We start from the raw sequence: 24,008 nt of genomic DNA on the forward strand, positions 1-24,008 counted from the left end.
CGACGCACGCGGACACGGGTGTTCCACGCACCCGCCGGATTCCGCGCAGTCAGGCGGGAATCCGCACCCCCGCCAGGTTCTCGATCATCCGCCGGGTCCCGGGGCCGACCACCGCCGCCCACTCCTGCGGGCGGTCGGTGAGCCAGCCGGCCACCAGCGCGGCGAATCCGGGGACATGCCGGCCGAGGTCGACGAGGCCGCGGTCGAAGCGGGTCGCGCCGTCCGGGGTGCGGACGAGGAGGAGGCCGATGCGGTGGACGAGCTCGCGGATGTCGGCGTCGGCGCGGGCGGCGGCCGCGGGCAGGAGGGCGACCAGGACCTCGGGCTCGCGTTCGTGGTCCAGGAGGAAGTCGAGGAGTTCCTGGCGCAGCGGGCGGGAGGCGGGGGCGCCCGGGCCCGCCAGTACGGCCGCGAGCGCGCCTCGCACGCCTTCAGGACCGCCGTCCAGCAGGCCGGTGACCAGCGGGAGGAGCACGGCCCGGGCGGCGGGGCCCTGATCGAGGCGCCGGTCGACGTACGCGGCCACGTCCCCGGCCGTCTCCGGGCGCCGCTCCACCGCCTCCCGCACCAGCACGGCCACCCGGCGGGCCAGGGCGGGCGTGGTGACGTCGGCCAGCGCGCGCAGCGCCACCCCGGCGTCCGGTCGCCGCAGCCGCGCCCGGAAGGCGTCCAGGACCGGTTCTGGGTCGGTGGTGAGCGCGGGCACCAGCGCGCTCGGCGGGAACTGCGGGTCGCCGGCCGCGAAGTGCCCGAGTGCTTGCGGGAGATGACGGGCACGCGTGCGGGGATCGTGGACCAGCAGGGCGAGCGCACCCGCGTGCAGGGTGCAGTCCTCGGGGCGGGCCAGCAGGGCGAGGGCCGCGTAGCGCAGGAGCTCGCGGTCGGCGTCGGTGCGCACGTGCGGGGCGGCGCGCAGTCCGTACGTCACCGCCGCCACCCGCCGCGCCGGCCGCTCGTCGTGCGCCCACCGGTCCACGGCCCGGCACACCGCCGACGGCTCCTCCTCGGCCAGCACGGCGAGCAGTTCGTCGGCCCGCCGGTGCGCACATCCGACGAGCTCCTCGGTGAGGTCGTCCAGGGCCCGGGTCCGGTGCGTGTGCAGCAGCGCCTGCGCGGCCCTCGCCACGGTCGCGTGCGGGGTGGCGGGCAGCGGCCGCTCGTCGTCGAACCAGCGGGTGAGATGCGGCTGTACGGCGGTGGGGTCGGCGGCGAGCAGCTCAGCGACGGCGTCCAGGAACCGGGGGCCGGGTTCGTGCGGCGGCCCGTCCGCGAGGACGAGACGGCGCAGCAGGTCGAAGCGGGTGCCCGGCGGGAGCCGCAGCGCGCTCCAGAAGGCGGGCCCGAACGCGGCCGGGACCGGTTCCCGCCGGTTGCGTCCGGCCACGAGCCGGTCGGCGAGCTGCCGCAGGACATCGGTGTACGGCGTCGCGTCGGGCACCCGCAGCAGCGTCTCGGTGAGCAGCCGGGCCGCCCACCAGGAGTGCGGGTCGGCGTCGAGGGCGTGCAGCAACTCCTCCAGCCTGTAGGCCAGTTGCGGTGTGCCGTGCTGGCGGGCGACGAGGAGCAGGGCCTGTACGACCGGGCCGACGCGGTGGTGCGGGACGGGGAGGGGGTGCTGTCGGCCGGTGCGGCGGTGGACCAGGGCGCGCAGGGCCTCGTCCAGGTCCAGGTGCGTGCCCTGGATCCAGTCGGCGAACTCCTCGTGGGCGAAGCGGTAGCCGCTGCCGGCGGGGACGAGGAGGCCCTCGGCGAGGACGGCGGAGGCCCAGCCGGTGCCGCCGAGCCGCTTCGGGGCCCGGCCCCAGGGGAACACCGCCTCGAACGAGGCCCGGTCCAGTTCGCCCTGGCCGGGGCCGAGGCTGCGGCGGGCGGCCTCGTGGACCTGGCCGGAGACCTTCGCGGCGAGCCGGCGCACGGCGGTACCGCGCAGACCGCTCGGGGTGGCCAGCCGCACCGCGATGCGCAGGCACATGAGGTCGAGGTGGGCCTCGAAGACCTGGTCGCGGTCCACGGGGCCGGGGGGCGCGTCCGGGAGGGCGGCGCTGACCTCGGAGAGGAGGCGGAGGGTAAGGGGGTGGCGGGCGTCGGAGGCGGCGAGCGTGCCGTCGGGGAGGGCGTAGCGGGCCCGGGCGCGGCGGGCCTCGTCCTCGGTGAGGTCGCCCACGTGTACGCAGGGCGGGAGGTGCCACCGCGACTCGCCGTGCAGCAGCTCTTCCGGGAAGCCCGCCCCCTCCCAGTACTCCGCGCGGCACGCCACCACCAGCCGTGCCCCCGTCTCCGCCAGCCACTGTGCCGTGCCCTGCGTCCACTCGGCGAGGCGGTGCGCCAGGACCGGGGGCATCTCCTCGGGGCCGTCGAGGAGGAGGAACAGCGGGCGGCCGGCGGCGCGGGACAGCCGGGCCAGTCGCTCGGGGGTGAGGTCGCCCAGGTCGGCGGGGACGGTGTCCGAGGAGGTCGTCACGATCCGGGCCGCCCTCGCGAGCGCGCGGCGGGCCGCGTCGGCAACCGAGGCGTCGGTGTCCGCGAGATCGGCGCCGCGCAGCCAGAGCGTGGGGGCCGGGGCGGGACCGCGGTGACGGCGGGCGGCGAGGGCCGCGAGTTGGGTCGTACGGCCGCTGCCGGGCGGTCCGACGAGGCCGAGGACGGAGGCATGGCCCTCGGTGAAAGCGGCGAACTCCTCGGTGACCGCGGTCCGTTCGACCGGCTCCGGGGTGTCTGCCCGGCTCAGGTGACCGGCCAGTGCGCCCGGCGGGCCGTCCTGCGCCACCGAGGTCGCCGTCAGCTCCAGCACACCGGCGAGGTTGAGGTCGGCGCCGTACGCCGGGACCGTCGCGGTGTTCTCCGCGAGCAGGTCGGCCAGGGGGCCGGTGCGGACGGAGCCGAGCGGGATCGCGTAACCGCTGTCGCGGTGGCCGCTGTGCAGGGCGGTGCCGAGGACGGCGACGACCGCGCCGGTGACGGCGTCGAGCACGGGCCCCCCGGCGGCCCCGCCCCCCAGCCGCAGCGCGTCCCGCCCCGCGGTGCCGATCGCCAACTCCAGGGCGTCTTCGAGGAGATGGAAGCGGTCGGTGGACGTGTAGGTCACGGCGGCGGGGCCGAGCACCCTGGCCTCGCGCCAGCAGCCGGCGAAGAGCCGGACGTAGGTGCCGCTCGCGACGGTGTCCCGCACACAGACGGGCAGCGGGTCCACGCCGAGTCCCTCGGTACGGACGAGCGCCAGATCGAGCTCGGGCAGCGGGGTCACGGCATCGGCGGCCACCACGCAACTGCGGTCACCGGCGTGCAGAACGAGCCGGGCCGGCCCGTCGACGGCCTCGTGACTGGTGACGACGGTGCCGTGATGATCAGCGACGAAGCCGGTCCCCCGGAGGCGTCCTGCCAGGTCGTGGATCCGCACGAGGTGCGTGTCCTGCCCGGGACCGGACGGGACCTGATCCCGGGGCTCGGGTCGGCGCCCTTGCGGGGGCCGGGAACGGTCGTCGAGCCGCCCCCACCGGTGCCTCTCGCACCCCTGCCGCGACTGCCCGTCCTCCTCGGCGGCCACCCGGTCGCCCCGGCTCTCCGGCCCGGCCGGCTCCCATGCGGTTCCGTCCTCCTGCCGCGAGCTCCGCGTGCCGGAGGCGGGTGGCACGGCTCCACCGACGGAGTCACCCGCTGCCGTCATGGCCGAACCTCCCCGCCGTACGCACGTTCCTGTTCTCGACGTTAGGCGTGCGGTGATCAGCGGGACAGATCTCGTGGTGAACGCGCCCCCTTCCACACCCCCGGTTCACTCCGAGCGCCTGCCCGCGCGGGTGAATGGAAGGGGGACGGCGGATACACCCTAGGGGTGGGGGAACCGAGGGGGGACCGTGGAGCGGCGGCACAACCCCGTGATCGCCGCTCCACGGGCGGACAGCCCCGGTGCCCTCACGTTCGGAGTCAGCCGAAGACGGCCAGGCTCTTGGCCTTGCCCTTCTGTTCCTCGACCAGCGCCAGGAAGTGGCCCTCGGGGCCGAAGACCGCCACCGTGCCGGCGCCCGCGTACTCGTCGGGCATGTCGAGCCGTACGCCGTTGGTGAGGAGCTTGGCCCGGCGGTCGTCGACGTCCCAGCGGGGGAAGGCGGCTGCCGCGGCCTCGGCGATCGGCATCACCGTCAGCTCCTGCTGGAGCTGGTCGAGGGTCCTGGCCGAGTCCAGCTTGTACGGGCCCACGCGCGTGCGCCGCAGAGCCGTCAGATGGCCGCCGACGCCCAGGTCCGCGCCCAAGTCGCGGGCGAGCGCCCGGATGTAGGTGCCGGACGAGCAGACCACCGACACGACCAGGTCCAGAACGGGCGTGCCGTCCTCGGCGACCGCGTCCCGGACGTCGTGGACCGCGAAGGACGAGACGGTGACGGGACGGGCGGGGATCTCGAATTCCTCGCCCTCCCGTGCCCGCTTGTACGAGCGCACCCCGTCGATCTTGATGGCGCTCACCTTGGACGGCACCTGCATGATGTCGCCGGTCAGCTTGGCGATCCCGGCGTCGACGGCGTCGCGGGTGACCTTCGAGGCGTCGTGCGACCCCGTGATCTCGCCCTCGGCGTCGTCGGTCAGGGTCGTCTGGCCGAGCCGGATCGTGCCCAGGTACTCCTTCTCGGTCAGCGCGAGGTGCCCGAGAAGCTTGGTCGCCTTCTCGACACCGAGGACCAGCACACCCGTCGCCATGGGGTCGAGGGTGCCGGCGTGTCCGACGCGGCGGGTCCTTGCGATCCCGCGCATCTTGGCGACCACGTCGTGCGAAGTGAAGCCCGACGGCTTGTCGACGATGACAAGGCCGTCGGGCGTCCGGTTCTTCTGGGTCATTCGGCGGCGTCGTCCGTCTCGTCCTCGTCGCCCGGCTTCCGGTACGGGTCGGCGTCACCGGCGTACGCGGCACCCGCGGACACCTCGCGCACCTTCTCGTCGGACTGGCGGGCCTTGTCGAGAAGGTCGTCGATGGTCTTCGCGGTGTCGGGCAGCGCGTCCGCCACGAAGGTCAGCGTCGGCGTGAACTTCACGCCCGCCGCCGCCCCGACCGCGGAGCGGAGCACGCCCTTGGCGCTCTCCAGCCCGGCGGCCGCGGCCGCCCGCTCCTCGTCGCCGCCGTACACCGTGTAGAAGACGGTCGCCTCCCGCAGGTCACCCGTGACCCGGGTGTCCGTGATGGTGACGTGTGAGCCGAGCCGCGGGTCCTTGATCCCGCGCAGCAGCTTCTGGGCCACCACCTCTCGGATGAGGTCCGCCAGCCTCTTGGCGCGCGCGTTGTCGGCCACTGGTCCGTCTCCTTAAGTACTTACTTGTTGCTTCAGTCTTCGTCGCTGTGGAGCCTGCGTCGAACCGAGAGCAGTTCCACCTCGGGCCGCGCCGCGACCAGCCGCTCGCAGCGGTCCAGTACGTCGCTGAGGTGTCCCGTGTCCCCGGAGACCACCGCGAGCCCGATCTCGGCCCTGCGGTGGAGGTTCTGGCTGCCCGTCTCCGCCGCGCTCACCGCGTACTTGCGCTGGAGCTCGGCCACGATCGGACGGACGAGAGAGCGTTTCTCCTTCAGCGAGTGCACGTCACCGAGGAGGAGGTCGAAGGACAGAGTCCCCACATACATGTGTGTCCGGATGTCCCGCCGGTTCGGGGTACGGGCGCCACGCTTCGACGCCGATACGGGAACCGTACACGCAACGGCCGGGGCCGATCGACGGATATTACGTCCGCCGACCGGCCCCGATCGCGTGCTGAGACGGTCAGCCGCGCGGCTTCTCGCGCATCTCGTACGTCGCGATGACGTCGTCGACCTTGATGTCGTTGAAGTTGCCGAGGTTGATACCGCCCTCGAACCCTTCGCGGATCTCGGTGACGTCGTCCTTGAAGCGACGCAGACCGGAGATGGTGAGGCTCTCCGCGACCACCTTGCCGTCGCGGATGAGGCGCGCCTTGGTGTTGCGCTTGACCTCGCCCGACCGGACCAGGACACCGGCGATGTTGCCCAGCTTGGACGACTTGAAGACCTCGCGGATCTCCGCCGTACCGAGCTCGACCTCTTCGTACTCCGGCTTGAGCATGCCCTTCAGGGCCGCCTCGATCTCCTCGATCGCCTGGTAGATGACCGAGTAGTACCGGACATCCACACCTTCGCGCTCGGCCATCTGCGCGGCACGCCCTGCGGCGCGCACGTTGAAGCCGATCACGATGGCGTCCGAGCCCATCGCCAGGTCCACGTCCGACTCCGTGACCGCACCGACACCACGGTGCAGGATGCGGATGTCGACCTCTTCGCCGACGTCGAGCTGGAGCAGCGAGGACTCGAGAGCCTCCACCGAACCGGACGCGTCGCCCTTGATGATGAGGTTGAGTTCCTGCACCAGACCGGCCTTGAGGGCCTCGTCCAGGTTCTCCAGGGAGAACCGGACTCCGCGCCGGGCGAAGTTGGCGTTGCGCTCACGCGCCGCGCGCTTCTCGGCGATCTGGCGGGCCGTACGGTCCTCGTCGACGACGAGGAAGTTGTCGCCGGCGCCCGGGACGTTGGTGAGACCGAGGACGAGGACCGGAGTCGACGGACCCGCCTCTTCCAGGTTGTCGCCCTTGTCGTCGAGCATCGCGCGGACACGGCCGTACGCGTCGCCGACCACCATGGTGTCGCCGACCCGCAGGGTGCCTCGCTGGACCAGGACGGTCGCGACGGCACCGCGGCCACGGTCGAGACGGGACTCGATCGCAATACCCTGCGCGTCCTGCTCCGGGTTGGCCCGCAGGTCGAGCGAGGCGTCCGCGGTGAGGACCACGGCCTCCAGGAGAGCCTCGATGTTGAGGCCCTGCTTGGCGGAGATGTCGACGAACATGGTGTCGCCGCCGTACTCCTCGGCCACGAGGCCGTACTCGGTCAGCTGACCGCGCACCTTGGTCGGGTCGGCACCCTCGACGTCGATCTTGTTGACCGCGACCACGATCGGCACGTCGGCCGCCTTGGCGTGGTTCAGCGCCTCGATCGTCTGGGGCATCACACCGTCGTTGGCCGCCACCACGAGGATCGCGATGTCGGTCGACTTGGCACCACGGGCACGCATGGCGGTGAACGCCTCGTGACCCGGGGTGTCGATGAAGGTGATCTTGCGCTCTTCGTCGTTGACCTGAGTCGTGACCTGGTACGCACCGATGTGCTGCGTGATACCGCCGGCCTCGCCCGCGACGACGTTCGTCTTGCGGATGGTGTCGAGGAGGCGGGTCTTGCCGTGGTCGACGTGACCCATGACGGTCACGACCGGCGGACGCGCGACGAGGAACTCCTCGCCACCCTCGTCCTCGCCGAACTCGATGTCGAAGGACTCGAGCAGCTCGCGGTCCTCCTCCTCGGGGCTGACGATCTCGAGGACGAAGTTCATCTCGTCCGCGAGGAGCCTCAGCGTCTCGTCGGAGACGGACTGCGTGGCGGTGACCATCTCGCCGAGGTTCATCATCACGCCGACGAGCGACGCCGGGTTGGCGCCGATCTTCTCGGCGAAGTCGGTCAGGGAAGCACCGCGCGACAGGCGGACGGACTGTCCGTTGCCGCGAGGCAGCATCACGCCGCCGACCGACGGGGCCTGCATGGCCTCGTACTCCTGGCGCCTCTGCCGCTTCGACTTGCGACCGCGACGCGCGGGACCACCGGGACGACCGAAGGCGCCCTGCGTGCCACCACGACCGCCCGGACCACCGGGACGACCGCCGAAGCCGGGACGACCGCCGCCGCCACCACCGGGACCACCCGGACGACCGGCGAAGCCGCCGCCACCACCACCGGGACCACCGGGACGACCGGCGAAGCCGCCGCCGCCACCGGGACCGGCCGGACGGCCGGCGAAGCCGCCGCCACCCGGACGACCGCCGCCGCCACCACCGGGACGACCGCCGCCGCCGGGACCGCGGCCGCCGGGGCCACCGCCGCCGGGACGCGGGCCGGCAGCCGGACGCTGCGGCATCATGCCGGGGTTGGGACGCGGGCCGCCGGGGCCACCGCCGCCGGGACGGGGGCCGCCCTGCGGACGGGGCATACCGCCCGGGGTGGGACGGGCGCCGCCCGGAGCCTGCGGACGGGGACCGCCCGCCGCGCCCTGGGGACGGGGACCGCCCTGGCCCTGGCCCTGCGGACGCGGAGCGCCGCCGGGAGCACCGGGGCCGCCCTGGCCGCCGGGACGCGGGGCACCGCCCGGACGGGGCGCCTGCGGGCGCGCCATGCCGGTGGAGCCACCAGAGGTGAAGGGGTTGTTGCCCGGACGGGGACCGGCCGGACGAGCACCGGGACGTGCGCCCTGGCCGCCCGGACGCGGAGCGCCGGGACGGTCGCCGCGGTCACCGCGACCCTGGCCGGGAGCGCCACCCTGGCCGGGACCGCCGGCCGGACGCGGGGCACCCGGACGCGGAGCCTGCTGGCCGGCCGGACGGGGAGCACCCGGACGCGCGGTGGAACCCTGGCTCTGGCCCTGGGCGGCCGGCGCGGCGGGAGCCGCCGGCGGTGCCGTGAACTCGGGCGTCGTCGGAGCCGGGGACGCCGGGGCGGGCCGCGGCGCGGGCTTCGGGCCCGGAGTGGGACGGGGGCCGGTAGCGGCCGGGGCGGCGGGAGCCGCGGGCTGCTCGGCGGCGGCCGGCTTGGGAGCCGGCGGGCGCGGGGCGGCCGGACGGGCGGCCTGCGCGGGAGAGGGGGCTGCCGGACGAGCCGGGGCAGCCTTGCGTGCGGGGGCGGGCTTGCCGCCTCCGTTGCCCTGCTGGAGGGCGTCTGTCAGCTTGCGTACGACGGGCGCCTCGATCGTCGAGGAAGCCGAACGAACAAATTCACCGAGTTCTTGGAGCTTGGCCATGACGACCTTGCTCTCCACCCCGAACTCCTTGGCGAGTTCGTATACCCGGACCTTAGCCACTTCGCTCCTTTTAGGTCCGGGTTGCGGCCGGACCGTCGCTACTTCATGGGCGTACTCATCGCGTGCTCATCGAGTGCTCATCGCAATCTCGACCTACTTCCAACTCGCGGGGTACCTGGGCCGCACGGGGGTTCCGCACGACGCTTCTTACGGTGTTGCCTGCTCAGCAACTGTCTGTCTGCTCGACGTACTGGCGCAACGCCTTTGTGTCGAGTGCTCCCGGGGCGCGCAACGCCCGCGTGAACACCCGGCGGCGTACCGCCTGGTCGAAACAGACCAGGGCGGGGTGGATGTACGCACCCCGGCCGGGCAGCGTACCGCGAGGATCAGGGACGCATGCGTCCTTGATCGCCACGATGCGCAGCAGATCGGTCTTGGCCGCTCGCTGCCTGCAACCCACACAGGTTCGTTCAGGGCATGCGCGGGCGTGCGTCCGGCCAGACACTCTTAAGTCTACCTCCCCGTAGCGACCTCACCCCTTGGGGGCAGCGATCGAACGGTTGTTGTCGTGATCTAAGCCACCGACGGCTTGGATCTATTCCCCGGCGCCGTTCGCCGGCGCTCTGCGCCGACGCTAATCGCCGGCCTGCTCGGTGTCCGGCCGGATGTCGATCCGCCAGCCGGTGAGCCGGGCCGCAAGGCGGGCGTTCTGGCCCTCCTTGCCGATGGCCAGGGAAAGCTGGTAGTCGGGGACGGTCACCCGCGCGGAGCGGGCGGCCATGTCCACGACCTCGACCTTGGAGACGCGGGCCGGCGAGAGGGCGTTCGCCACCATCTCGGCCGGGTCGTCCGACCAGTCGACGATGTCGATCTTCTCACCGTTCAGCTCACCCATGACATTGCGCACCCGGCCGCCCATGGGGCCGATGCAGGCGCCCTTGGCGTTCAGGCCCGAACGGGTGGACCGTACGGCGATCTTGGTGCGGTGACCGGCCTCGCGGGCGATCGCGGCGATCTCGACGGACCCGTCGGCGATCTCGGGCACCTCCAGGGCGAAGAGCTTCTTCACCAGATTGGGGTGCGTGCGGGACAGGGTGACGGACGGACCGCGGACACCCCTCGCCACCCGTACGACGTACGACCGAAGCCGCATGCCGTGCGGGTAGGTCTCACCGGGGACCTGCTCCTGCACCGGCAGGATGGCCTCCAGCTTGCCGATGTCCACGAGCACGTTCTTCGGGTCGCGGCCCTGCTGGACCACGCCCATGACGATGTCGCCCTCGCGCCCCGCGTACTCGCCGAGCGTCGCGTCGTCCTCGGCGTCGCGCAGCCGCTGCAGGATGACCTGCTTGGCGGTGGTGGCGGCGATACGGCCGAAGTCGGACGGGGTGTCGTCGAACTCCCGGGGCTCCTGGCCCTCTTCGAGGTCCTCGGGGTCCTCCTTCGCCCACACGACCACGTGTCCGGAGTCCCGGTCGAGTTTCACACGCGCGTGGCGGTGGCTTCCCTCGGTGCGGTGGTAGGCGATGAGGAGGGCCGACTCGATCGCCTCGACCAACAGGTCGAAGGAGATCTCCTTCTCCCGTACCAAGCCCCGCAGGGCACTCATGTCGATGTCCACGGCTACGCCTCCTCTTCGTTCTTGTCCTTGCGGCTGAACTCGACCTGCACGCGCGCCTTGTCGACCTCGGAGAAGGCGAGTCTGCGGGCGGTGGCCTTGCGGCCCTTCACACCGGGCACCTCGACGTCGAGGCCGTCGTCGTCGACCTTCAGGATCCTCGCGACCAGCTCGCCGCCCTCGGTCAGCTGGAACTTCACCAGCCGGCTCACGGCCCGCACATAGTGCCGGTGCTCCTTGAGGAGCCGCTCCGCGCCCGGGGTGCCGACCTCGAGGGTGTACTCCCCCGCGCCCATCGCGTCGCTCTCGTCGAGCTTCGCCGAGAGCGCGCGGCTCACATCGGCGATCTGGTCCAGGTCGGCACCGGTGTCCGAGTCGACGACGACGCGCAGCACTCGCTTTCGCCCTACGGAGTCCACTGCGATCTCTTCGAGATCCAGGCCCTGGGAGGTGACGAGCGGTTCCAGGAGCTCTCGCAGCCTCTCGCTCTGGGTGGTGCTCATCCGGGTGACTCCTCGGCCGCGTGTGCTGTTGTGGGTAGGTCGCGTGTCTGGTCAAAGGGTATCCGGTCGCGGAGGGTGTTGCCGTCCAGGTGACATCGGATGCGCGGGTACCGTGATCGCCGGCGGGCTCGACCTCCCGCCCGTGTGTTCGTACGAGCTTCCCGAGGACGTCTGTCGTGCCGTACCCTCCTCCGCCGCGCGTCCCCTCGGGGCCGCGCAGAAGATCCCTGCTCGCCTCGGTCGCCGGGGGCGCCCTTCTCGTGGGGTGCTCCGACGGGACCGGAGACAGCGAGGAGGGCACCGCCGGCAGTCCCTCCGTCGTCGAACGGGTCCGCGTACGGGCGGCTCGCGACAGTCGGGGCATCGTCGAGCGGTACGACGCGGTCCTGGCCGCGCATCCGACGCTCACGGAGCGGGTCGGGCCGTTGCGGGCGGAAGCCGTGCGGCATGTGGAGGCGTTCGGGGAGAAGGTCACGACGGCGTCCCCCGCTGCGTCGGGCAGCGCCTCGCCCTCGCCGTCGGCCACCGTGCCCGCGACCGAGAAGGACGCCCTCGCCCAGCTCGCCGCCGCCGAGCGCGCGCTCGCCGACCGGCGGGCCGAGGCACTGCTGGACGTGCCCGGCGAGCTGGCCCGGCTGCTGGCCTCGGTGGCGGCGGCCGGCGCGGTGCACGCCTATCTGCTGACGGAGGCCGCCCGATGAGCGAGAAGCAGGAGCTGGAGGCCCTCCAGAAGGCGCTGGCCGCCGAGCACGCCGCTGTCTACGGCTACGGCGTCGTCGGCGGCCGGATCGGCGCGGCCCGGCGCGCGGAGGCCAAGGCCGCCTACGACGCCCACCGGGCCCGCCGGGACACCCTGGTGCGGGCGGTACGGGACCTGGGCGGGAGGCCGGTGGCCGCGGCGCCGGCGTACGCGCTGCCCTTCCCGGTGCCGGACCCGGCGGCGGCGGTACGACTCGCCGCCGACCTGGAGGACCGGGTGGCCGGGGTGTGGTCCGACGTGGTGCGGGCAACCGGGGGCGAGCGGCGGAGCACGGCCGCCGAGGCACTGCGGGAGGCCGCGGTGCGGGCGGTGCGCTGGCGCGGCGAGAGCGTAGCCTTCCCTGGGCTCGCCGAGCGGGCGACCACGGCGTCGCCCTCGTCCTCGGCCTCGCTTTCCCAGGCGGCCCCCACAATGTGACGCGGTACAGGAAGGGAACATCTCGCGCATGGCTTTCGAACCACCACAGCGGCTGGTGCGGGCGCTCGGCGAGAGCGTGCCGGACGCCGACGACTGGGTGGACAAGCTGCCCGACACCGCCGGACAGGCCGTCGCGCTGCGCGAGTTGACCGTGGAGCGGGTCCAGGTGCCCGGCGGGCGCAGCAGCCTCGTCGTGCTTGTGCGACGGCCCGACGGGACGCCGGCCGTGCTCAAGCTGGTGCCGCCCCGGTCCCGGCCGGAGAGCGAGCGGGCGGCTCTCGCGCACTGGGACGGGCGGGGGGCCGTACAGCTGCTGGAGCCGTTCGTCACCGAAGGTGTGCTGCTGCTCGAACGGCTGCATCCCGATGTCTCCGTGCGCTCGCTGCCCGAGGCGAAAGCGCTGCTGGAGGCAGCCGGGACCTTGCGGCGGCTGTGGGTGGAGCCTCCCGACGACCATGTCTTCGAGACGGTGGCCGAGCGGACCGGACGGCAGGCCGACGCGATGCGGAGCGCTCCCGCCGAGGTGGCCGCACTGGTCCGCGCGGCTCTCGACGGACGGGAGTCGTTGCTGGCCGCGCCCCCGGAGGAGCGGCTGCTGCACGGCACGTTCCGGCAGAGCAAGGTGCTTTCCGGGACGCGCGCTCCCTGGCTCGCCGTCGGGCCCGACCCGGTCGTCGGGGAGTGTGCGTTCGACCTTGCCCGGCTGGTGCGGGACCGGGTGGAGGACCTGATCGCCACGCCGTCCGGGGCGGCGACCACGCGGCGGCGGGTGAAGCGGCTCGCGGAGTCGTTGGAGGTGGACCAGGAGCGGCTGCGGGGATGGACACTGTTCCGGGCCGTGGAGTCCGGAGTCCGGGCACTACGGGTGGGACGGCCCCGGGACGCCGAACTGCTGCTGGAGTTCGCCGGGTGGCTGTGAGGCGGCGCTCGTGTACGCCGCCTCACCACATGACGGCTTTCCCTAGGCGGTCAGACGGGCGATCGCCTCGTCCACCGTCAGCTCCTCGCGCTCACCGGTGCGGCGGTCCTTGAGCTCCAGGACGCCCTCGGCGGAGCGGCGGCCCGCGACCAGGATCTTCGGTACGCCGATGAGCTCGGAGTCCGTGAACTTCACCCCCGGGGAGACGCCGGCGCGGTCGTCGACGAGGACCCTGAGGCCCGCCTCGCGCAGCTTCTCGGAGACGTCGAGGGCCAGTTCGATCTGCAGGGCCTTGCCTGCGGCCACGACGTGCACGTCGGCCGGGGCGACCTCGGCGGGCCAGCACAGGCCCTTGTCGTCGGCGGTCTGCTCGGCGAGGGCGGCGACCGCGCGGGAGACGCCGATGCCGTAGGAGCCCATGGTCACGCGGACCGGCTTGCCGTTCTGGCCGAGGACGTCGAGCTTGAGGGCGTCGGCGTACTTGCGGCCCAGCTGGAAGATGTGGCCGATCTCGATGGCGCGGTCCAGCTTGAGGCCGGTGCCGCACTTCGGGCACGGGTCGCCCTCCTGGACGACCACGACGTCGACGTACTCGTCGACCTCGAAGTCACGGCCCGCGACGACGTTCTTCGCGTGGGTGGCGTCCTTGTTGGCGCCGGTGATCCAGGCGGTGCCGGGGGCCACGCGCGGGTCGGCGATGTACTTCAGCTTCTCCTGACGGCCCTGCGGACCGACGTAGCCGCGGACGAGGTCGGGGCGGCCCACGAAGTCCTCCGCCGTCACCAGCTCCACGGCGGCGGGCGCGAAGTGCGCCTCGACCTTGCCCAGGTCGACCTCGCGGTCGCCGGGCACGCCGACGGCCACGATCTCGCCGTCCACCTTCACGAGGAGGTTCTTCAAGGTGGCGGACGCCTCGACGCCGAGGTGGGCGGCGAGGGTCTCGATGGTCGGGGTGTCGGGGGTGGGGATCTCCTCGAGAGCGGCGACACCGTCCGCGTCCACCGGCTTCAACTCGTACGTGATCGCCTCGGTGTTGGCCGCGAAGTCACAGTTCGGGCAGTCGGCGAAGGTGTCCTCGCCGGCCTCGGCGGGGGCGAGGAACTCCTCCGACTTGGAGCCGCCCATCGCGCCGGCCGTCGCGGCGCAGATGCGGTAGTCGAGACCCAGGCGCTCGAAGACCTTCTGGTAGGCCTGCCGGTGCAGCGCGTAGGACCGCGCCAGGCCCTCGTCCTCGGTGTCGAAGGAGTAGGAGTCCTTCATCAGGAACTCACGACCGCGCAGGATGCCGGCCCGCGGACGGGCCTCGTCACGGTACTTGTGCTGGATCTGGTAGAGGATGACCGGCAGGTCCTTGTAGGAGGACGCCTGGTCCTTCACCAGCAGGGTGAAGATCTCCTCGTGGGTCGGGCCGAGGAGGTAGTCGCCGCCCTTGCGGTCCTGGAGCCGGAACAGCTCGGGGCCGTACTCGTCCCAGCGGCCGGTGGCCTCGTACGGCTCCCGCGGCAGGATGGCGGGGAGCAGCACCTCCTGGGCGCCGATCGCGTCCATCTCCTCACGGACGATCCGCTCGACGTTGGCCAGCACCTTCTTGCCGAGCGGCAGCCAGCTCCAGATGCCCGCGGCGGTACGGCGCACGTACCCGGCGCGCACCAGCAGCTTGTGGCTGAGGACCTCGGCGTCCGCCGGGTCGTCGCGCAGCGTCTTCGCCATCAACTGGGACATGCGCTGGACCGGTGCGTTCGCCATGGTTCTCGTACTCCTGCCGGAAAAAGGGTGATGGCAAGGAGGTTAGCCGGGTGGCGTCTGCCGGTGGAAATCCGTCAACGGCGGCGCAGCGGCAGCGGGGCACCCATCACCGCGTACGGCTTCGGGGCGCTCGGGAAGAGGACCTGGCGGGCGAGGTCCTGGTAGCCGAGGGAGTGGTACAGGCCGCGGGCCGGACTGTCGGTGTCGATCGCGGAGAGGATCGAACGGGGCTCGGCAGCACTGTCGGTGATGGTGGTGATCAGGGTGCGGCCGATGCCGCGATTCTGGTGGTGCGGGTGGACGTGGAGCTCGGTGATCACGAAGGAGTCGTCGAGCCAGAGGTCGTTGTGCCGGGCGCGGAGGTAGGGCTCCACGACGGTGGACCACCAGTGGGTGCGGTCGTTGGGCATGCCGTACACGAAGCCCACGAGGGCGCCGCCGACGGTCGCGCCGAGAGCTCTCGCACCGGGGTAGGTCATGTGGCGCAGGACGATCTGGCGGCGGACCGCCACCTCGTCGGCGCCGAGCCCGAAGGCGACGGCTTGGACGGCTAGCGCCTCGTCTACGTGGGCCGACAGGTCTAGGGGGCCGATGACGAGGTCCATGCGGGGAGCGTACAGCCAGGCGGGTTCAGAAGAGGACGCTCATGAACGCGCCCACCTCTTGGAAGCCCACCCTCGTGTACGTCCTTCTGGCCGCCGTGTTGAAGTCGTTGACGTAGAGGCTGACCACCGGGGCCACGTCCTCGAGGGCGTACCGCAGGACCGCGGCCATCCCGGGGGCGGCCACTCCCCTGCCCCGGTACTCCGGGGCCACCCAGACCCCCTGGATCTGACAGGCCCGGTCCGTCGCGGCGCCGATCTCCGCCTTGAAGACGACCTTGCCGTGCTCGTCGAGCCGGGCGAAGGAGCGGCCGGAACCGACCAGTTCGGCGACACGGGCCTGGTAGAGGAGACCGCCGTCGCCGGCCAGCGGGGAGACACCGACTTCTTCCGTGAACATCGCCACGCAGGCCGGCATGATCGTCTCTATCTCGTCCTTGCGGATGCGGCGGACGTACGGATCCGGGGCGACGTCGGCCGGCATGCGGTCGGTGACCATGAGCGGCTGGTGGGCGCGGACGTCCCGGGCCGGGCCCCAGCTGGGTTCCAGCAGGCGCCAGAGCAGGGCGGTGGGTTCGGCCGGGCCGACGATGGAGGAGCAGCGGCGGCCGGCCCTCCTCGCGCGGTCGGCGAAGGCACGGACGGCCCGCGGGGTCGCGCAGATCGGGACCAGGTTGGCTCCGGCGTAGCAGAGGGACGTGAGCATGCCGTCCTCGTACCAGCCCCACATCTCGCCGCCGAGCCGCCACGGGTCGAGGCCGGCGACCCGCACCCTCGACGTCACGAAGGCGTTCGCGACCGGATCGCAGTCGAGGATGGCGAGCGCGGCGTCCAGGTCGCTCGGTTCGAGGACCCGGGAGGTCGTCTGGGTCAACACGGGCGGGGCCTCACACTGGGGTCTGCTGATCTCCGCACTGTACCTGCGGAAGCCGAGCTGTGCCGACCCGTGTTCGGGCGCCGGTTGCCCGTGAGGTACCGCGTGTTTCGGTGGACGTCCCCGGGGGCTGCGCCCCCGGGCGGGCCGAATCGGTCGGCCGGTGTCAGCCCGCGACCGACACCGACGGCTCGCCCGAGGCGATGCCCTGCGCCTCCATCTGCTCGGCCAGCTTCATGGCCTCCTCGATAAGGGTCTCCACGATCTTGGACTCGGGGACGGTCTTGATGACCTCGCCCTTGACGAAGATCTGCCCCTTGCCGTTGCCCGAGGCGACGCCGAGGTCGGCCTCGCGGGCCTCGCCCGGACCGTTCACCACGCAGCCCATGACGGCGACGCGCAGCGGGACGTCCATGCCGGTCAGACCCGCCGTGACCTCCTCGGCCAGCTTGTAGACGTCCACCTGGGCGCGGCCGCAGGACGGGCAGGAGACGATCTCCAGGCCGCGCTGCTTGAGGTTCAGGGACTCCAGGATCTGGTTGCCGACCTTGACCTCCTCGACGGGGGGTGCCGAGAGGGAGACGCGGATCGTGTCGCCGATGCCCTGGGAGAGCAGCGCGCCGAAGGCGACCGCCGACTTGATCGTGCCCTGGAAGGCGGGGCCGGCCTCCGTGACGCCCAGGTGGAGCGGGTAGTCGCACTGCGCGGCCAGCTGCTTGTACGCCTCGATCATGACGACCGGGTCGTTGTGCTTGACCGAGATCTTGATGTCCCGGAAGTCGTGCTCCTCGAAGAGGGACGCCTCCCACAGGGCCGACTCGACGAGCGCCTCGGGCGTCGCCTTGCCGTACTTCTGGAGCAGACGGCGGTCCAGGGAGCCCGCGTTCACGCCGATGCGGATCGGGGTGCCGTGGTCGCGCGCGGCCTTCGCGATCTCCTTGACCTTGTCGTCGAACTGCTTGATGTTGCCGGGGTTCACCCGGACCGCCGCGCAGCCCGCCTCGATGGCGGCGAAGACGTACTTGGGCTGGAAGTGGATGTCCGCGATCACCGGGAGCTGCGACTTGCGGGCGATGGTGGCGAGGGCGTCGGCGTCGTCCTGGGTGGGGCAGGCCACGCGGACGATCTGGCAGCCGGAGGCAGTGAGCTCGGCGATCTGCTGGAGCGTCGCGCCGATGTCGGACGTACGGGTCGTCGTCATCGACTGGACCGAGACCGGGGCGTCACCGCCCACCGCGACCGTGCCGACCTGGATCTGCCGGCTCTTCCGGCGCTCGGCGAGCTTGGTCGGAACGGACGGCATGCCGAGAGAAATCGCAGTCATCTGCTGTGCAACCCCAAGTCGTGGATCAAGGTCCAGGTCCCGTCAGCGGCGGGCTCCAGGCTTCGAGATTACGGCACCGACCGCGACGCGAGCACATCCCGCCCGCCAAACCCACTCAATGGAAGGCGACCCGGCATGGAACACACCGGGCCGCCTCGAACGCCGGATGGCTAGGAGATGCGTACCGGGTTAACGACGTCCGCGATCAAAACGAGGATCGTGAAGCAAATGAAGATCCCCGCCACCACATAAGCCACCGGCATCAGCTTCGCCACGTCGAACGGGCCCGGGTCCGGGCGCTTGAGGAGCTTGGCCAGGTTGCGGCGCAGGGACTCCCACAGGGCGCCGGCGATGTGGCCGCCGTCCAGGGGGAGCAGCGGGAGCATGTTGAAGAGGAACAGGGAGAGGTTGAAGCCCGCGACCAGCATCAGGGCCATGGCGAGTTGCTGGGTGGGCGGGATGTCGAGGGTGAAGATCTCGCCGCCGACGCGGGCGGCACCGACCACGCCCATCGGGGAGTCCGGTTCGCGCGGGGCGTCGCCGAAGGCCGCGTTCCACAGGGCCGGGATCTTGCCGGGCAGGGCGGCCAGGGAGTCCACGGCTTCGCCGACGCGGTCGCCCATCCACACCACGGAGTCGCCGAAGTCCTGCTTGACGACGCCGGTGGCGGCGCTGAAGCCGAGGAAGCCGGCGGTGACGTATTCGCCCTGGACGTACTGGCCGCTGGAGTCCTTCTTGGCGACCTGGTTGCTGGCGATCTTCGCGGTGAGCGTGACGTCCTTGCCGTCGCGCTCGACGACGATCGGGACCGTCTTGTCGGGGTTGGCGCGGATGAGGTCGGAGAGCTTGTTCCAGTCGTCGGTCTGCACGCCGTTGAACGAGATGATCTTGTCGCCCGCCTTGAGACCTGCGGCCGCGGCCGGGGAGGCCGGGTCGGACGCCTTGCAGTTCTCGCGGTTCTGGCTCTGGGCGATCACGCACTTGGAGACCGAGCTGACCGTGTTGGTCTGCTGGGAGATGCCGAAGCCCATGAGGACGGTGAGGAACAGGGCGACCGCGAGGATGAGGTTCGCGAAGGGGCCCGCGAACATCACGATGACGCGTTTCCAGGGCTTACGGGTGTAGAAGAGGCGTTTCTCGTCGCCGGGCTGGAGCTCCTCGAAGGCGGCCGAGCGGGCGTCCTCGATCATGCCGCGCCAGGGGGACGTCGAGCGGGCGCTGATACGGCCGTCGTCGCCGGGCGGGAACATGCCGATCATGCGGATGTAGCCGCCGAAGGGGACGGCCTTGATGCCGTACTCCGTCTCGCCCTTCTTGCGCGAGAACACGGTCGGGCCGAAGCCGACCATGTACTGCGGCACGCGGATGCCGAAGAGCTTGGCGAAGGACAGGTGCCCCAGCTCGTGCCACGCGATCGACACCAGCAGGCCGAAGGCGAAGAGCCCTATGCCGAGGATGAACATCAGGGTCGTCATGCACGGGCCTCCGCCGTCTGTGCCGTCAGTTCCCGGGCCCGGGTCCGCGCCCAGGTCTCCGCTTCGAGGACGTCCGCGACGGTGAGCGAGGTTCCCCCGCGCGGGGTGCCGTGCTCGTCCACCACCCGGGTCACGGTCTCCATGATCCCGTTGAACGGCAGTGCGCCGGCCCGGAAGGCCTCGACGCACTCCTCGTTGGCGGCATTGAACACCGCCGGGGCCGTGCCCGCGAGCTGTCCCACGTGTCTCGCAAGGTTGACCGAAGGAAACGCGTCGTTGTCGAGCGGGAAGAACTCCCAGGTCGACGCCTTGCTCCAGTCGAAGGCGGGCGCCGCGTCGGGGACGCGTTCGGGCCAGCCGAGACCGATGGCGATCGGCCCCCGCATGTCGGGGGGCGTCGCCTGGGCGATCGTGGATCCGTCCGTGAACTCAACCATCGAGTGGACATACGACTGGGGATGCACGACCACCTCAATGCGGTCGAAGGGAATGTCGTAGAGGAGGTGTGCCTCGATGACCTCGAGACCCTTGTTGACGAGGGTCGCGGAGTTGATCGTGATGACCGGGCCCATGGCCCAGGTGGGGTGGGCGAGGGCGTCCTCGACGGTCACCCGGGCGAGGTCGGACTTGGTGCGGCCGCGGAAGGGGCCGCCGGACGCGGTGACGACGAGCTTGCGGACGTCGGCCCGTGTCCCGGAGGCCAGGGCCTGGAAGAGGGCCGCGTGCTCGGAGTCGACGGGGATGATCTGCCCGGGCTTGGCGAGGGCCTTGACCAGCGGGCCGCCCACGATCAGCGACTCCTTGTTGGCGAGCGCGAGGGTGCGGCCCGCCTCGAGGGCGGCGAGGGTCGGGGCGAGTCCGATGGAGCCGGTGATGCCGTTGAGCACGGTGTGCGCGTCGGAGGCGGCGAGCTGGGTGGCCGCGTCGGGTCCTGCGAGGATCTCGGGGAGCGGCTCGCCGGTGCCGTAGTGAGCGCTGAGCGCTTCGCGGAGCTGGGGTACGACGTCCTCGCGGGCGACGGCGACGGTCCGTGCCCTGAGCCGGTACGCCTGCTCGGCGAGGAGGGCCACGCGGCCGCCGTTGGCGGAGAGCCCGGTCACCCGGAAGCGGTCGGGGTTGCGCAGCACGAGGTCGATGGCCTGGGTGCCGATCGAGCCGGTGGAGCCGAGGATCACCACGTCCTTGGGGCCGTCGCCCGCCACGGGGTCGTAGACGAGGTGCGGGTCGGCGAGGGGGGCTGGACTGTCGCTCATCCCTCCATTGTTGCCGTAAGGACGGTGTGGGGGGACAGCGCGTCCCCCTCTCGGGGGGCGCGCTGTCGTGAGGGTCAGTGGACGGGCCGGTGGACGTTCTCCTTCTCGGAGGGGCCGGGGGTCGCGTCCGCGATCCAGACGCCTTCGCCCGAGGGGTCGACGATGCCGTCCTCCAGCCAGGCGTAGGTGCCGGAGAGCACGCCCTTGACGACCTTGCGGTCCTGGTCGTCGGTGTTGTTCCACAGGCGGCCGAAGAGTTCCTCGACGCGCAGGCGGGACTGGTGGCAGAAGGCGTCGGCGAGCTGGTAGGCCTCGCGGCCGTGGGGTTCGGTGGTGTAGAGGAGTTCGGCGCGTACGCAGGCCGCGCTCATCGCGAAGAGTTCGGCACCGATGTCGACGATGCGGCCGAGGAAGCCCTGCTTGGTCTCCATGCGGCCCTGCCAGCGGGACATGGCGTAGAAGGTGGAGCGGGCGAGTTTGCGGGCCGTCCGTTCGACGTAGCGCAGGTGCGTCGAGAGGTCGACCTCGCGTTTGAACTCACCGTAGGAGTTCGGCAGTTGGCCGGCGCCGGCGACCAGTTTCGGGAGCCATTTGGCGTAGAAGACGCCTGCGTTCGCACCCGCTTTCGCCTTGTCCCCGAGGGACTTGTCCGGGTCGATGAGGTCGCCTGCGACGGAGAGGTGGGCGTCGACGGCCTCGCGGGCGATCAGCAGGTGCATGATCTCCGTGGAGCCCTCGAAGATGCGGTTGATGCGCAGGTCGCGCAGGACCTGTTCGGCGGGGACCGCCTTCTCGCCGCGGGCCCTGAGGGAGTCGGCGGTCTCGAAGCCGCGGCCGCCGCGGATCTGGACGAGTTCGTCGGCGATGAGCCAACCCATCTCGGAGGCGTAGAGCTTGGCGAGGGCGCCTTCGATGCGGATGTCGTTGCGGTTCTCGTCGGCCATCTGGGAGGACAGGTCGAGGACGGCCTCCAGGGCGAAGGTCGTGGCCGCGATGAAGGAGATCTTGGAGCCGACGGCTTCGTGGTGGGCGATGGGCTTGCCCCACTGTTCGCGGGCCGTGGACCACTCGCGGGCGATCTTCAGGCACCACTTGCCGGCGGCCACGCAGGAGGCGGGCAGCGAGAGACGGCCGGTGTTGAGGGTGGTGAGGGCGATCTTCAGGCCCTGGCCCTCCTTGCCGATGAGGTTCGCCGCCGGGACCCGGACCTGGTGGAAGCGGGTGACGCCGTTCTCGATGCCGCGCAGGCCCATGAAGGCGTTGCGGTTCTCGACGGTGATGCCGGGTGAGTCGGTCTCGACGACGAAGGCGGTGATGCCGCCCTTGTGGCCCTCGGACTTCGGGACGCGGGCCATCACGACGAGCAGGTCGGCGACCACGCCGTTGGTGGTCCACAGTTTCACTCCGTCGAGGACGTAGTCGTCCCCGTCGGGTACGGCGGTGGTGGCGAGGCGGGCCGGGTCGGAGCCGACGTCCGGTTCGGTGAGGAGGAAGGCGCTGATGTCGGTGCGGGCGCACCGGGGCAGGAACTTCTCCTTCTGTTCCTGGGTGCCGAAGAGCTTCAGCGGCTGGGGTACGCCGATCGACTGGTGGGCGGAGAGCAGTACGCCGATCGCGGGGCTCGCGGAACCGGCGAGGGCGAGCGCCTTGTTGTAGTACACCTGGGTGAGGCCGAGGCCGCCGTACTTGGTGTCGATCTTCATGCCGAAGGCGCCGAGCTCCTTGAGGCCCGCCACGACCTCGTCGGGGATGCGGGCCTCGCGTTCGATGAGGGCGCCGTCCACCTTGGTCTCGCAGAAGTCGCGGAGTTCGGCGAGGAATTCCTCGCCGCGCCGGGCGTCCTCCTCGGGGGGCATGGGGTGGGGGTGGATGAGGTCGAGCCGGAACCGGCCGAGGAACAGTTCCTTGGCGAAGCTGGGCTTGCGCCAGTCCTGCTCCCGGGCGGCCTCCGCCACCTCGCGGGCCTCGCGCTCGGTGACGACGGGCTTGGTGGACGGTACGGACATCAGGCTCACCTCGTCGTGAATGGGGATCTTGAGGGTCGTATGGTTACCGACGGGTGCTACCCGATCGTATGTACCTGATCCGGGGCGAGGCCACCACCCCTCGCGCGGCCGTTCGGCCCATGTCGACGGAATACGCCCCGGTGTCCGGCCGCCCGGAACGGGGCCTTGACGGTCATCGGCCTCAGCAGCCCTCCAGCCCTTACCGGGACCCACCTCTGCTGCCCCTACGGCCACTCGCCTCTGCTGCCCCTACGGCCACCCGCACCCACCGTCGAGACAGTCACCCACCCCGCCGTCCGACAGGCGCCCACCTCACCCATCCCAACGGCACCCTCCGCTGCCGCCCTGACAGGCACGCGCCCCATCCCGACGTCCATCCGCCGCCCCAGACGTCGGGCATGTCCACTCCATAGCGGCTCGCGGTCCGTCGTGGTAGGCAGGAAGCCGCGTCCCGTCGAGGCCGGGAACGGCCAGGCCGGGCCGGGTTCGGCGATGTCGGGCCCTCCCCCGTGCGGCATACGCCCACGAGTCTTTGTCGAAGCGCTTCGACAACCTATGGACACCCACTCCCGGGAGAGCTACTGTCGAACCACCCTCACCCGCACCTGTTCACACTGCGCACTGTCGAAGCGCTTCACAAAGCTTGGAGAGCTGGATGGTCACCCTCGCCGAGGTCGCCCAGCACGCCGGAGTCTCGGCGAGCACGGTGAGCTATGTCCTCAGTGGCAAGCGGTCCATCTCGACGAGCACCCGGCAGCGGGTCGAGGAAAGCATCCGCGAACTCGGCTACCACCCGAACGCCGGCGCCCGCGCCCTCGCCAGCAGCAGGTCGAACATCATCGCGCTGATGATCCCGCTCCGCACCGACATGTACGTGCCGGTGATGATGGAGATCGCCATCGCGGTCGCCACCACCGCGCGGACGCACGGGTACGACGTCCTGCTGCTCACCGGCGAGGAGGGCCCCGACGCCGTACGCCGCGTCACCGGCAGCGGGCTCGCCGACGCGATGATCCTGATGGATGTCGAACTCGACGACGAGCGGCTGCCGTTGCTGCGCGGCACCGACCAGCCGTCCGTGCTCATCGGCCTGCCCGCCGACACCTCCGGACTCACCTGTGTCGACCTCGACTTCCGGGCCACCGGCGCGCTGTGCGTCGAGCACCTCGCGAAGCTCGGTCACCGCGACATCGCTGTCATCGGCGAGGCCCCCGCGGTCTACGAACGGCACACCGGTTTCGCCGAGCGCACACTGGACGGACTCCGCTCGCGCGCCCAGGAGTTGGGCGTACGGCTGCTGCACCGGCCGTGCGAGGGCGGGTACGACGCGATGGCCGTGACCCTCGCCCGCATCCTCGACGAGCGCCCCTCCACCACGGGCTTCGTCGTGCAGAACGAACAGGCCGTCGAACCGCTCCTCGCGTTGCTGCGCCAGCAGGGCAGGGCCATCCCCGAGGACGTCTCGGTGGTGGCGATCTGCCCCGAACAGGTCGCCGTGCAGGCCTCGGTGCGGCTGACGTCGGTCGCCATCCCCGCCCAGGAGATGGGCCGGCACGCCCTGGAGCGTCTTGTCGCCAAGCTGGAGGGCCGCGGGGAGGACGAAGTGGTCCTGATCGAGCCCGAGTTGACGATCCGGTCGAGCACGGGCCCGGCGCCTTCGGTGTCCTGACACCTCACCCACCG

At 71.6% G+C, this 24,008-nt stretch carries 19 protein-coding genes; 4 read left to right on the top strand and 15 right to left on the bottom strand.

The window, feature by feature from the left end:
• Positions 1–49: 49 nt before the first annotated feature.
• From D1369_RS11125 to rimP, 8 genes are all read right to left on the bottom strand, one after another.
• Complete coding sequence (locus tag D1369_RS11125) at positions 50–3,664, bottom strand: trypsin-like peptidase domain-containing protein (RefSeq protein ID WP_240436068.1); 3,615 nt, start codon at positions 3,662–3,664, stop codon at positions 50–52.
• A gap of 257 nt (positions 3,665–3,921) precedes the next feature.
• The gene (gene truB, locus D1369_RS11130) at positions 3,922–4,827 is read right to left on the bottom strand and encodes a tRNA pseudouridine(55) synthase TruB (RefSeq protein ID WP_118082434.1); all 906 of its coding nucleotides are present in this window, start codon (positions 4,825–4,827) and stop codon (positions 3,922–3,924) included.
• Positions 4,824–5,276: a 30S ribosome-binding factor RbfA gene (gene rbfA, locus D1369_RS11135; protein ID WP_007385054.1), complete on the bottom strand. Its 453-nt coding sequence runs from the start codon at positions 5,274–5,276 to the stop codon at positions 4,824–4,826. The genes truB and rbfA overlap by 4 nt, the downstream gene beginning before the upstream one ends.
• Before the next feature lie 32 nt (positions 5,277–5,308).
• A complete protein-coding gene (locus D1369_RS11140) occupies positions 5,309–5,602 on the bottom strand; it encodes a DUF503 domain-containing protein (RefSeq protein WP_007385053.1) in 294 nt (97 codons plus the stop codon).
• A gap of 136 nt (positions 5,603–5,738) precedes the next feature.
• Positions 5,739–8,888 carry a translation initiation factor IF-2 gene (gene infB / locus D1369_RS11145; protein ID WP_118082435.1) on the bottom strand — a complete coding sequence of 1,050 codons (3,150 nt, stop codon included), beginning with the start codon at positions 8,886–8,888 and terminating at the stop codon, positions 5,739–5,741.
• Positions 8,889–9,051: 163 nt separating this feature from the next.
• Complete coding sequence (locus tag D1369_RS11150) at positions 9,052–9,333, bottom strand: YlxR family protein (protein WP_007385050.1); 282 nt, start codon at positions 9,331–9,333, stop codon at positions 9,052–9,054.
• A gap of 129 nt (positions 9,334–9,462) precedes the next feature.
• Positions 9,463–10,449 (bottom strand): transcription termination factor NusA, encoded by a 987-nt coding sequence (gene nusA, locus D1369_RS11155; protein WP_007385049.1) that lies wholly within the window; start codon positions 10,447–10,449, stop codon positions 9,463–9,465.
• A gap of 2 nt (positions 10,450–10,451) precedes the next feature.
• A complete protein-coding gene (rimP, locus tag D1369_RS11160; protein ID WP_007385048.1) occupies positions 10,452–10,949 on the bottom strand; it encodes a ribosome maturation factor RimP in 498 nt (165 codons plus the stop codon).
• A 176-nt stretch (positions 10,950–11,125) separates the two neighbouring features.
• Between rimP and D1369_RS11170 the strand changes: the two genes are divergently transcribed.
• From D1369_RS11170 to D1369_RS11180, 3 genes are read left to right on the top strand one after another with little or no spacing between them, the layout of a single operon-like run.
• Positions 11,126–11,650, top strand: coding sequence for a hypothetical protein (locus D1369_RS11170; protein ID WP_007385047.1), 525 nt, complete (start codon positions 11,126–11,128; stop codon positions 11,648–11,650).
• Positions 11,647–12,126: a ferritin-like domain-containing protein gene (locus D1369_RS11175; protein WP_007385046.1), complete on the top strand. Its 480-nt coding sequence runs from the start codon at positions 11,647–11,649 to the stop codon at positions 12,124–12,126. The genes D1369_RS11170 and D1369_RS11175 overlap by 4 nt, the downstream gene beginning before the upstream one ends.
• A gap of 28 nt (positions 12,127–12,154) precedes the next feature.
• The gene (locus tag D1369_RS11180) at positions 12,155–13,045 is read left to right on the top strand and encodes an aminoglycoside phosphotransferase family protein (protein WP_007385045.1); all 891 of its coding nucleotides are present in this window, start codon (positions 12,155–12,157) and stop codon (positions 13,043–13,045) included.
• A gap of 42 nt (positions 13,046–13,087) precedes the next feature.
• Here the strand turns inward: D1369_RS11180 and D1369_RS11185 are convergent, their stop codons facing one another.
• The 7 genes from D1369_RS11185 to D1369_RS11215 form a co-directional block, all read right to left on the bottom strand.
• Positions 13,088–14,791, bottom strand: a complete 1,704-nt coding sequence (locus tag D1369_RS11185) for a proline--tRNA ligase (RefSeq protein ID WP_007385044.1) — start codon at positions 14,789–14,791, stop codon at positions 13,088–13,090.
• Positions 14,792–14,865: 74 nt separating this feature from the next.
• The gene (locus tag D1369_RS11190; protein WP_007385043.1) at positions 14,866–15,396 is read right to left on the bottom strand and encodes a GNAT family N-acetyltransferase; all 531 of its coding nucleotides are present in this window, start codon (positions 15,394–15,396) and stop codon (positions 14,866–14,868) included.
• A 25-nt stretch (positions 15,397–15,421) separates the two neighbouring features.
• Complete coding sequence (locus tag D1369_RS11195; protein WP_007385042.1) at positions 15,422–16,270, bottom strand: GNAT family N-acetyltransferase; 849 nt, start codon at positions 16,268–16,270, stop codon at positions 15,422–15,424.
• Between the two features lie 163 nt (positions 16,271–16,433).
• Entirely contained in the window at positions 16,434–17,591 is a 1,158-nt protein-coding gene (ispG, locus tag D1369_RS11200) for a flavodoxin-dependent (E)-4-hydroxy-3-methylbut-2-enyl-diphosphate synthase (protein WP_007385041.1), read from the bottom strand.
• Between the two features lie 170 nt (positions 17,592–17,761).
• Positions 17,762–19,054, bottom strand: a complete 1,293-nt coding sequence (locus D1369_RS11205; protein WP_007385040.1) for a site-2 protease family protein — start codon at positions 19,052–19,054, stop codon at positions 17,762–17,764.
• An 8-nt stretch (positions 19,055–19,062) separates the two neighbouring features.
• Positions 19,063–20,319: a 1-deoxy-D-xylulose-5-phosphate reductoisomerase gene (gene dxr, locus D1369_RS11210; RefSeq protein WP_007385039.1), complete on the bottom strand. Its 1,257-nt coding sequence runs from the start codon at positions 20,317–20,319 to the stop codon at positions 19,063–19,065.
• A gap of 74 nt (positions 20,320–20,393) precedes the next feature.
• Positions 20,394–22,325 (bottom strand): acyl-CoA dehydrogenase family protein, encoded by a 1,932-nt coding sequence (locus D1369_RS11215; protein WP_037901573.1) that lies wholly within the window; start codon positions 22,323–22,325, stop codon positions 20,394–20,396.
• A gap of 655 nt (positions 22,326–22,980) precedes the next feature.
• Between D1369_RS11215 and D1369_RS11220 the strand changes: the two genes are divergently transcribed.
• On the top strand, positions 22,981–23,994 hold the full coding sequence (locus tag D1369_RS11220) for a LacI family DNA-binding transcriptional regulator (RefSeq protein WP_007385037.1): 1,014 nt from the start codon (positions 22,981–22,983) through the stop codon (positions 23,992–23,994).
• Positions 23,995–24,008: the final 14 nt, after the last annotated feature.

The organism is Streptomyces sp. CC0208 (genome assembly GCF_003443735.1).
GTDB classification, from domain to species: Bacteria; Actinomycetota; Actinomycetes; order Streptomycetales; family Streptomycetaceae; genus Streptomyces; species Streptomyces sviceus.

Excerpts from the sequence above, each read along its gene's own strand:
- D1369_RS11125 (WP_240436068.1), bottom strand. The coding sequence starts at position 3,664 with ATGACGGCAGCGGGTGACTCCGTCGGTGGAGCCGTGCCACCCGCCTCC.
- truB (WP_118082434.1), bottom strand. The coding sequence starts at position 4,827 with ATGACCCAGAAGAACCGGACGCCCGACGGCCTTGTCATCGTCGACAAG.
- D1369_RS11140 (WP_007385053.1), bottom strand. The coding sequence starts at position 5,602 with ATGTATGTGGGGACTCTGTCCTTCGACCTCCTCCTCGGTGACGTGCAC.
- rimP (WP_007385048.1), bottom strand. The coding sequence starts at position 10,949 with ATGAGCACCACCCAGAGCGAGAGGCTGCGAGAGCTCCTGGAACCGCTC.
- D1369_RS11175 (WP_007385046.1), top strand. The coding sequence starts at position 11,647 with ATGAGCGAGAAGCAGGAGCTGGAGGCCCTCCAGAAGGCGCTGGCCGCC.
- D1369_RS11180 (WP_007385045.1), top strand. The coding sequence starts at position 12,155 with ATGGCTTTCGAACCACCACAGCGGCTGGTGCGGGCGCTCGGCGAGAGC.
- D1369_RS11185 (WP_007385044.1), bottom strand. The coding sequence starts at position 14,791 with ATGGCGAACGCACCGGTCCAGCGCATGTCCCAGTTGATGGCGAAGACG.
- D1369_RS11190 (WP_007385043.1), bottom strand. The coding sequence starts at position 15,396 with ATGGACCTCGTCATCGGCCCCCTAGACCTGTCGGCCCACGTAGACGAG.
- ispG (WP_007385041.1), bottom strand. The coding sequence starts at position 17,591 with ATGACTGCGATTTCTCTCGGCATGCCGTCCGTTCCGACCAAGCTCGCC.
- D1369_RS11205 (WP_007385040.1), bottom strand. The coding sequence starts at position 19,054 with ATGTTCATCCTCGGCATAGGGCTCTTCGCCTTCGGCCTGCTGGTGTCG.
- dxr (WP_007385039.1), bottom strand. The coding sequence starts at position 20,319 with ATGAGCGACAGTCCAGCCCCCCTCGCCGACCCGCACCTCGTCTACGAC.
- D1369_RS11215 (WP_037901573.1), bottom strand. The coding sequence starts at position 22,325 with ATGTCCGTACCGTCCACCAAGCCCGTCGTCACCGAGCGCGAGGCCCGC.
- D1369_RS11220 (WP_007385037.1), top strand. The coding sequence starts at position 22,981 with ATGGTCACCCTCGCCGAGGTCGCCCAGCACGCCGGAGTCTCGGCGAGC.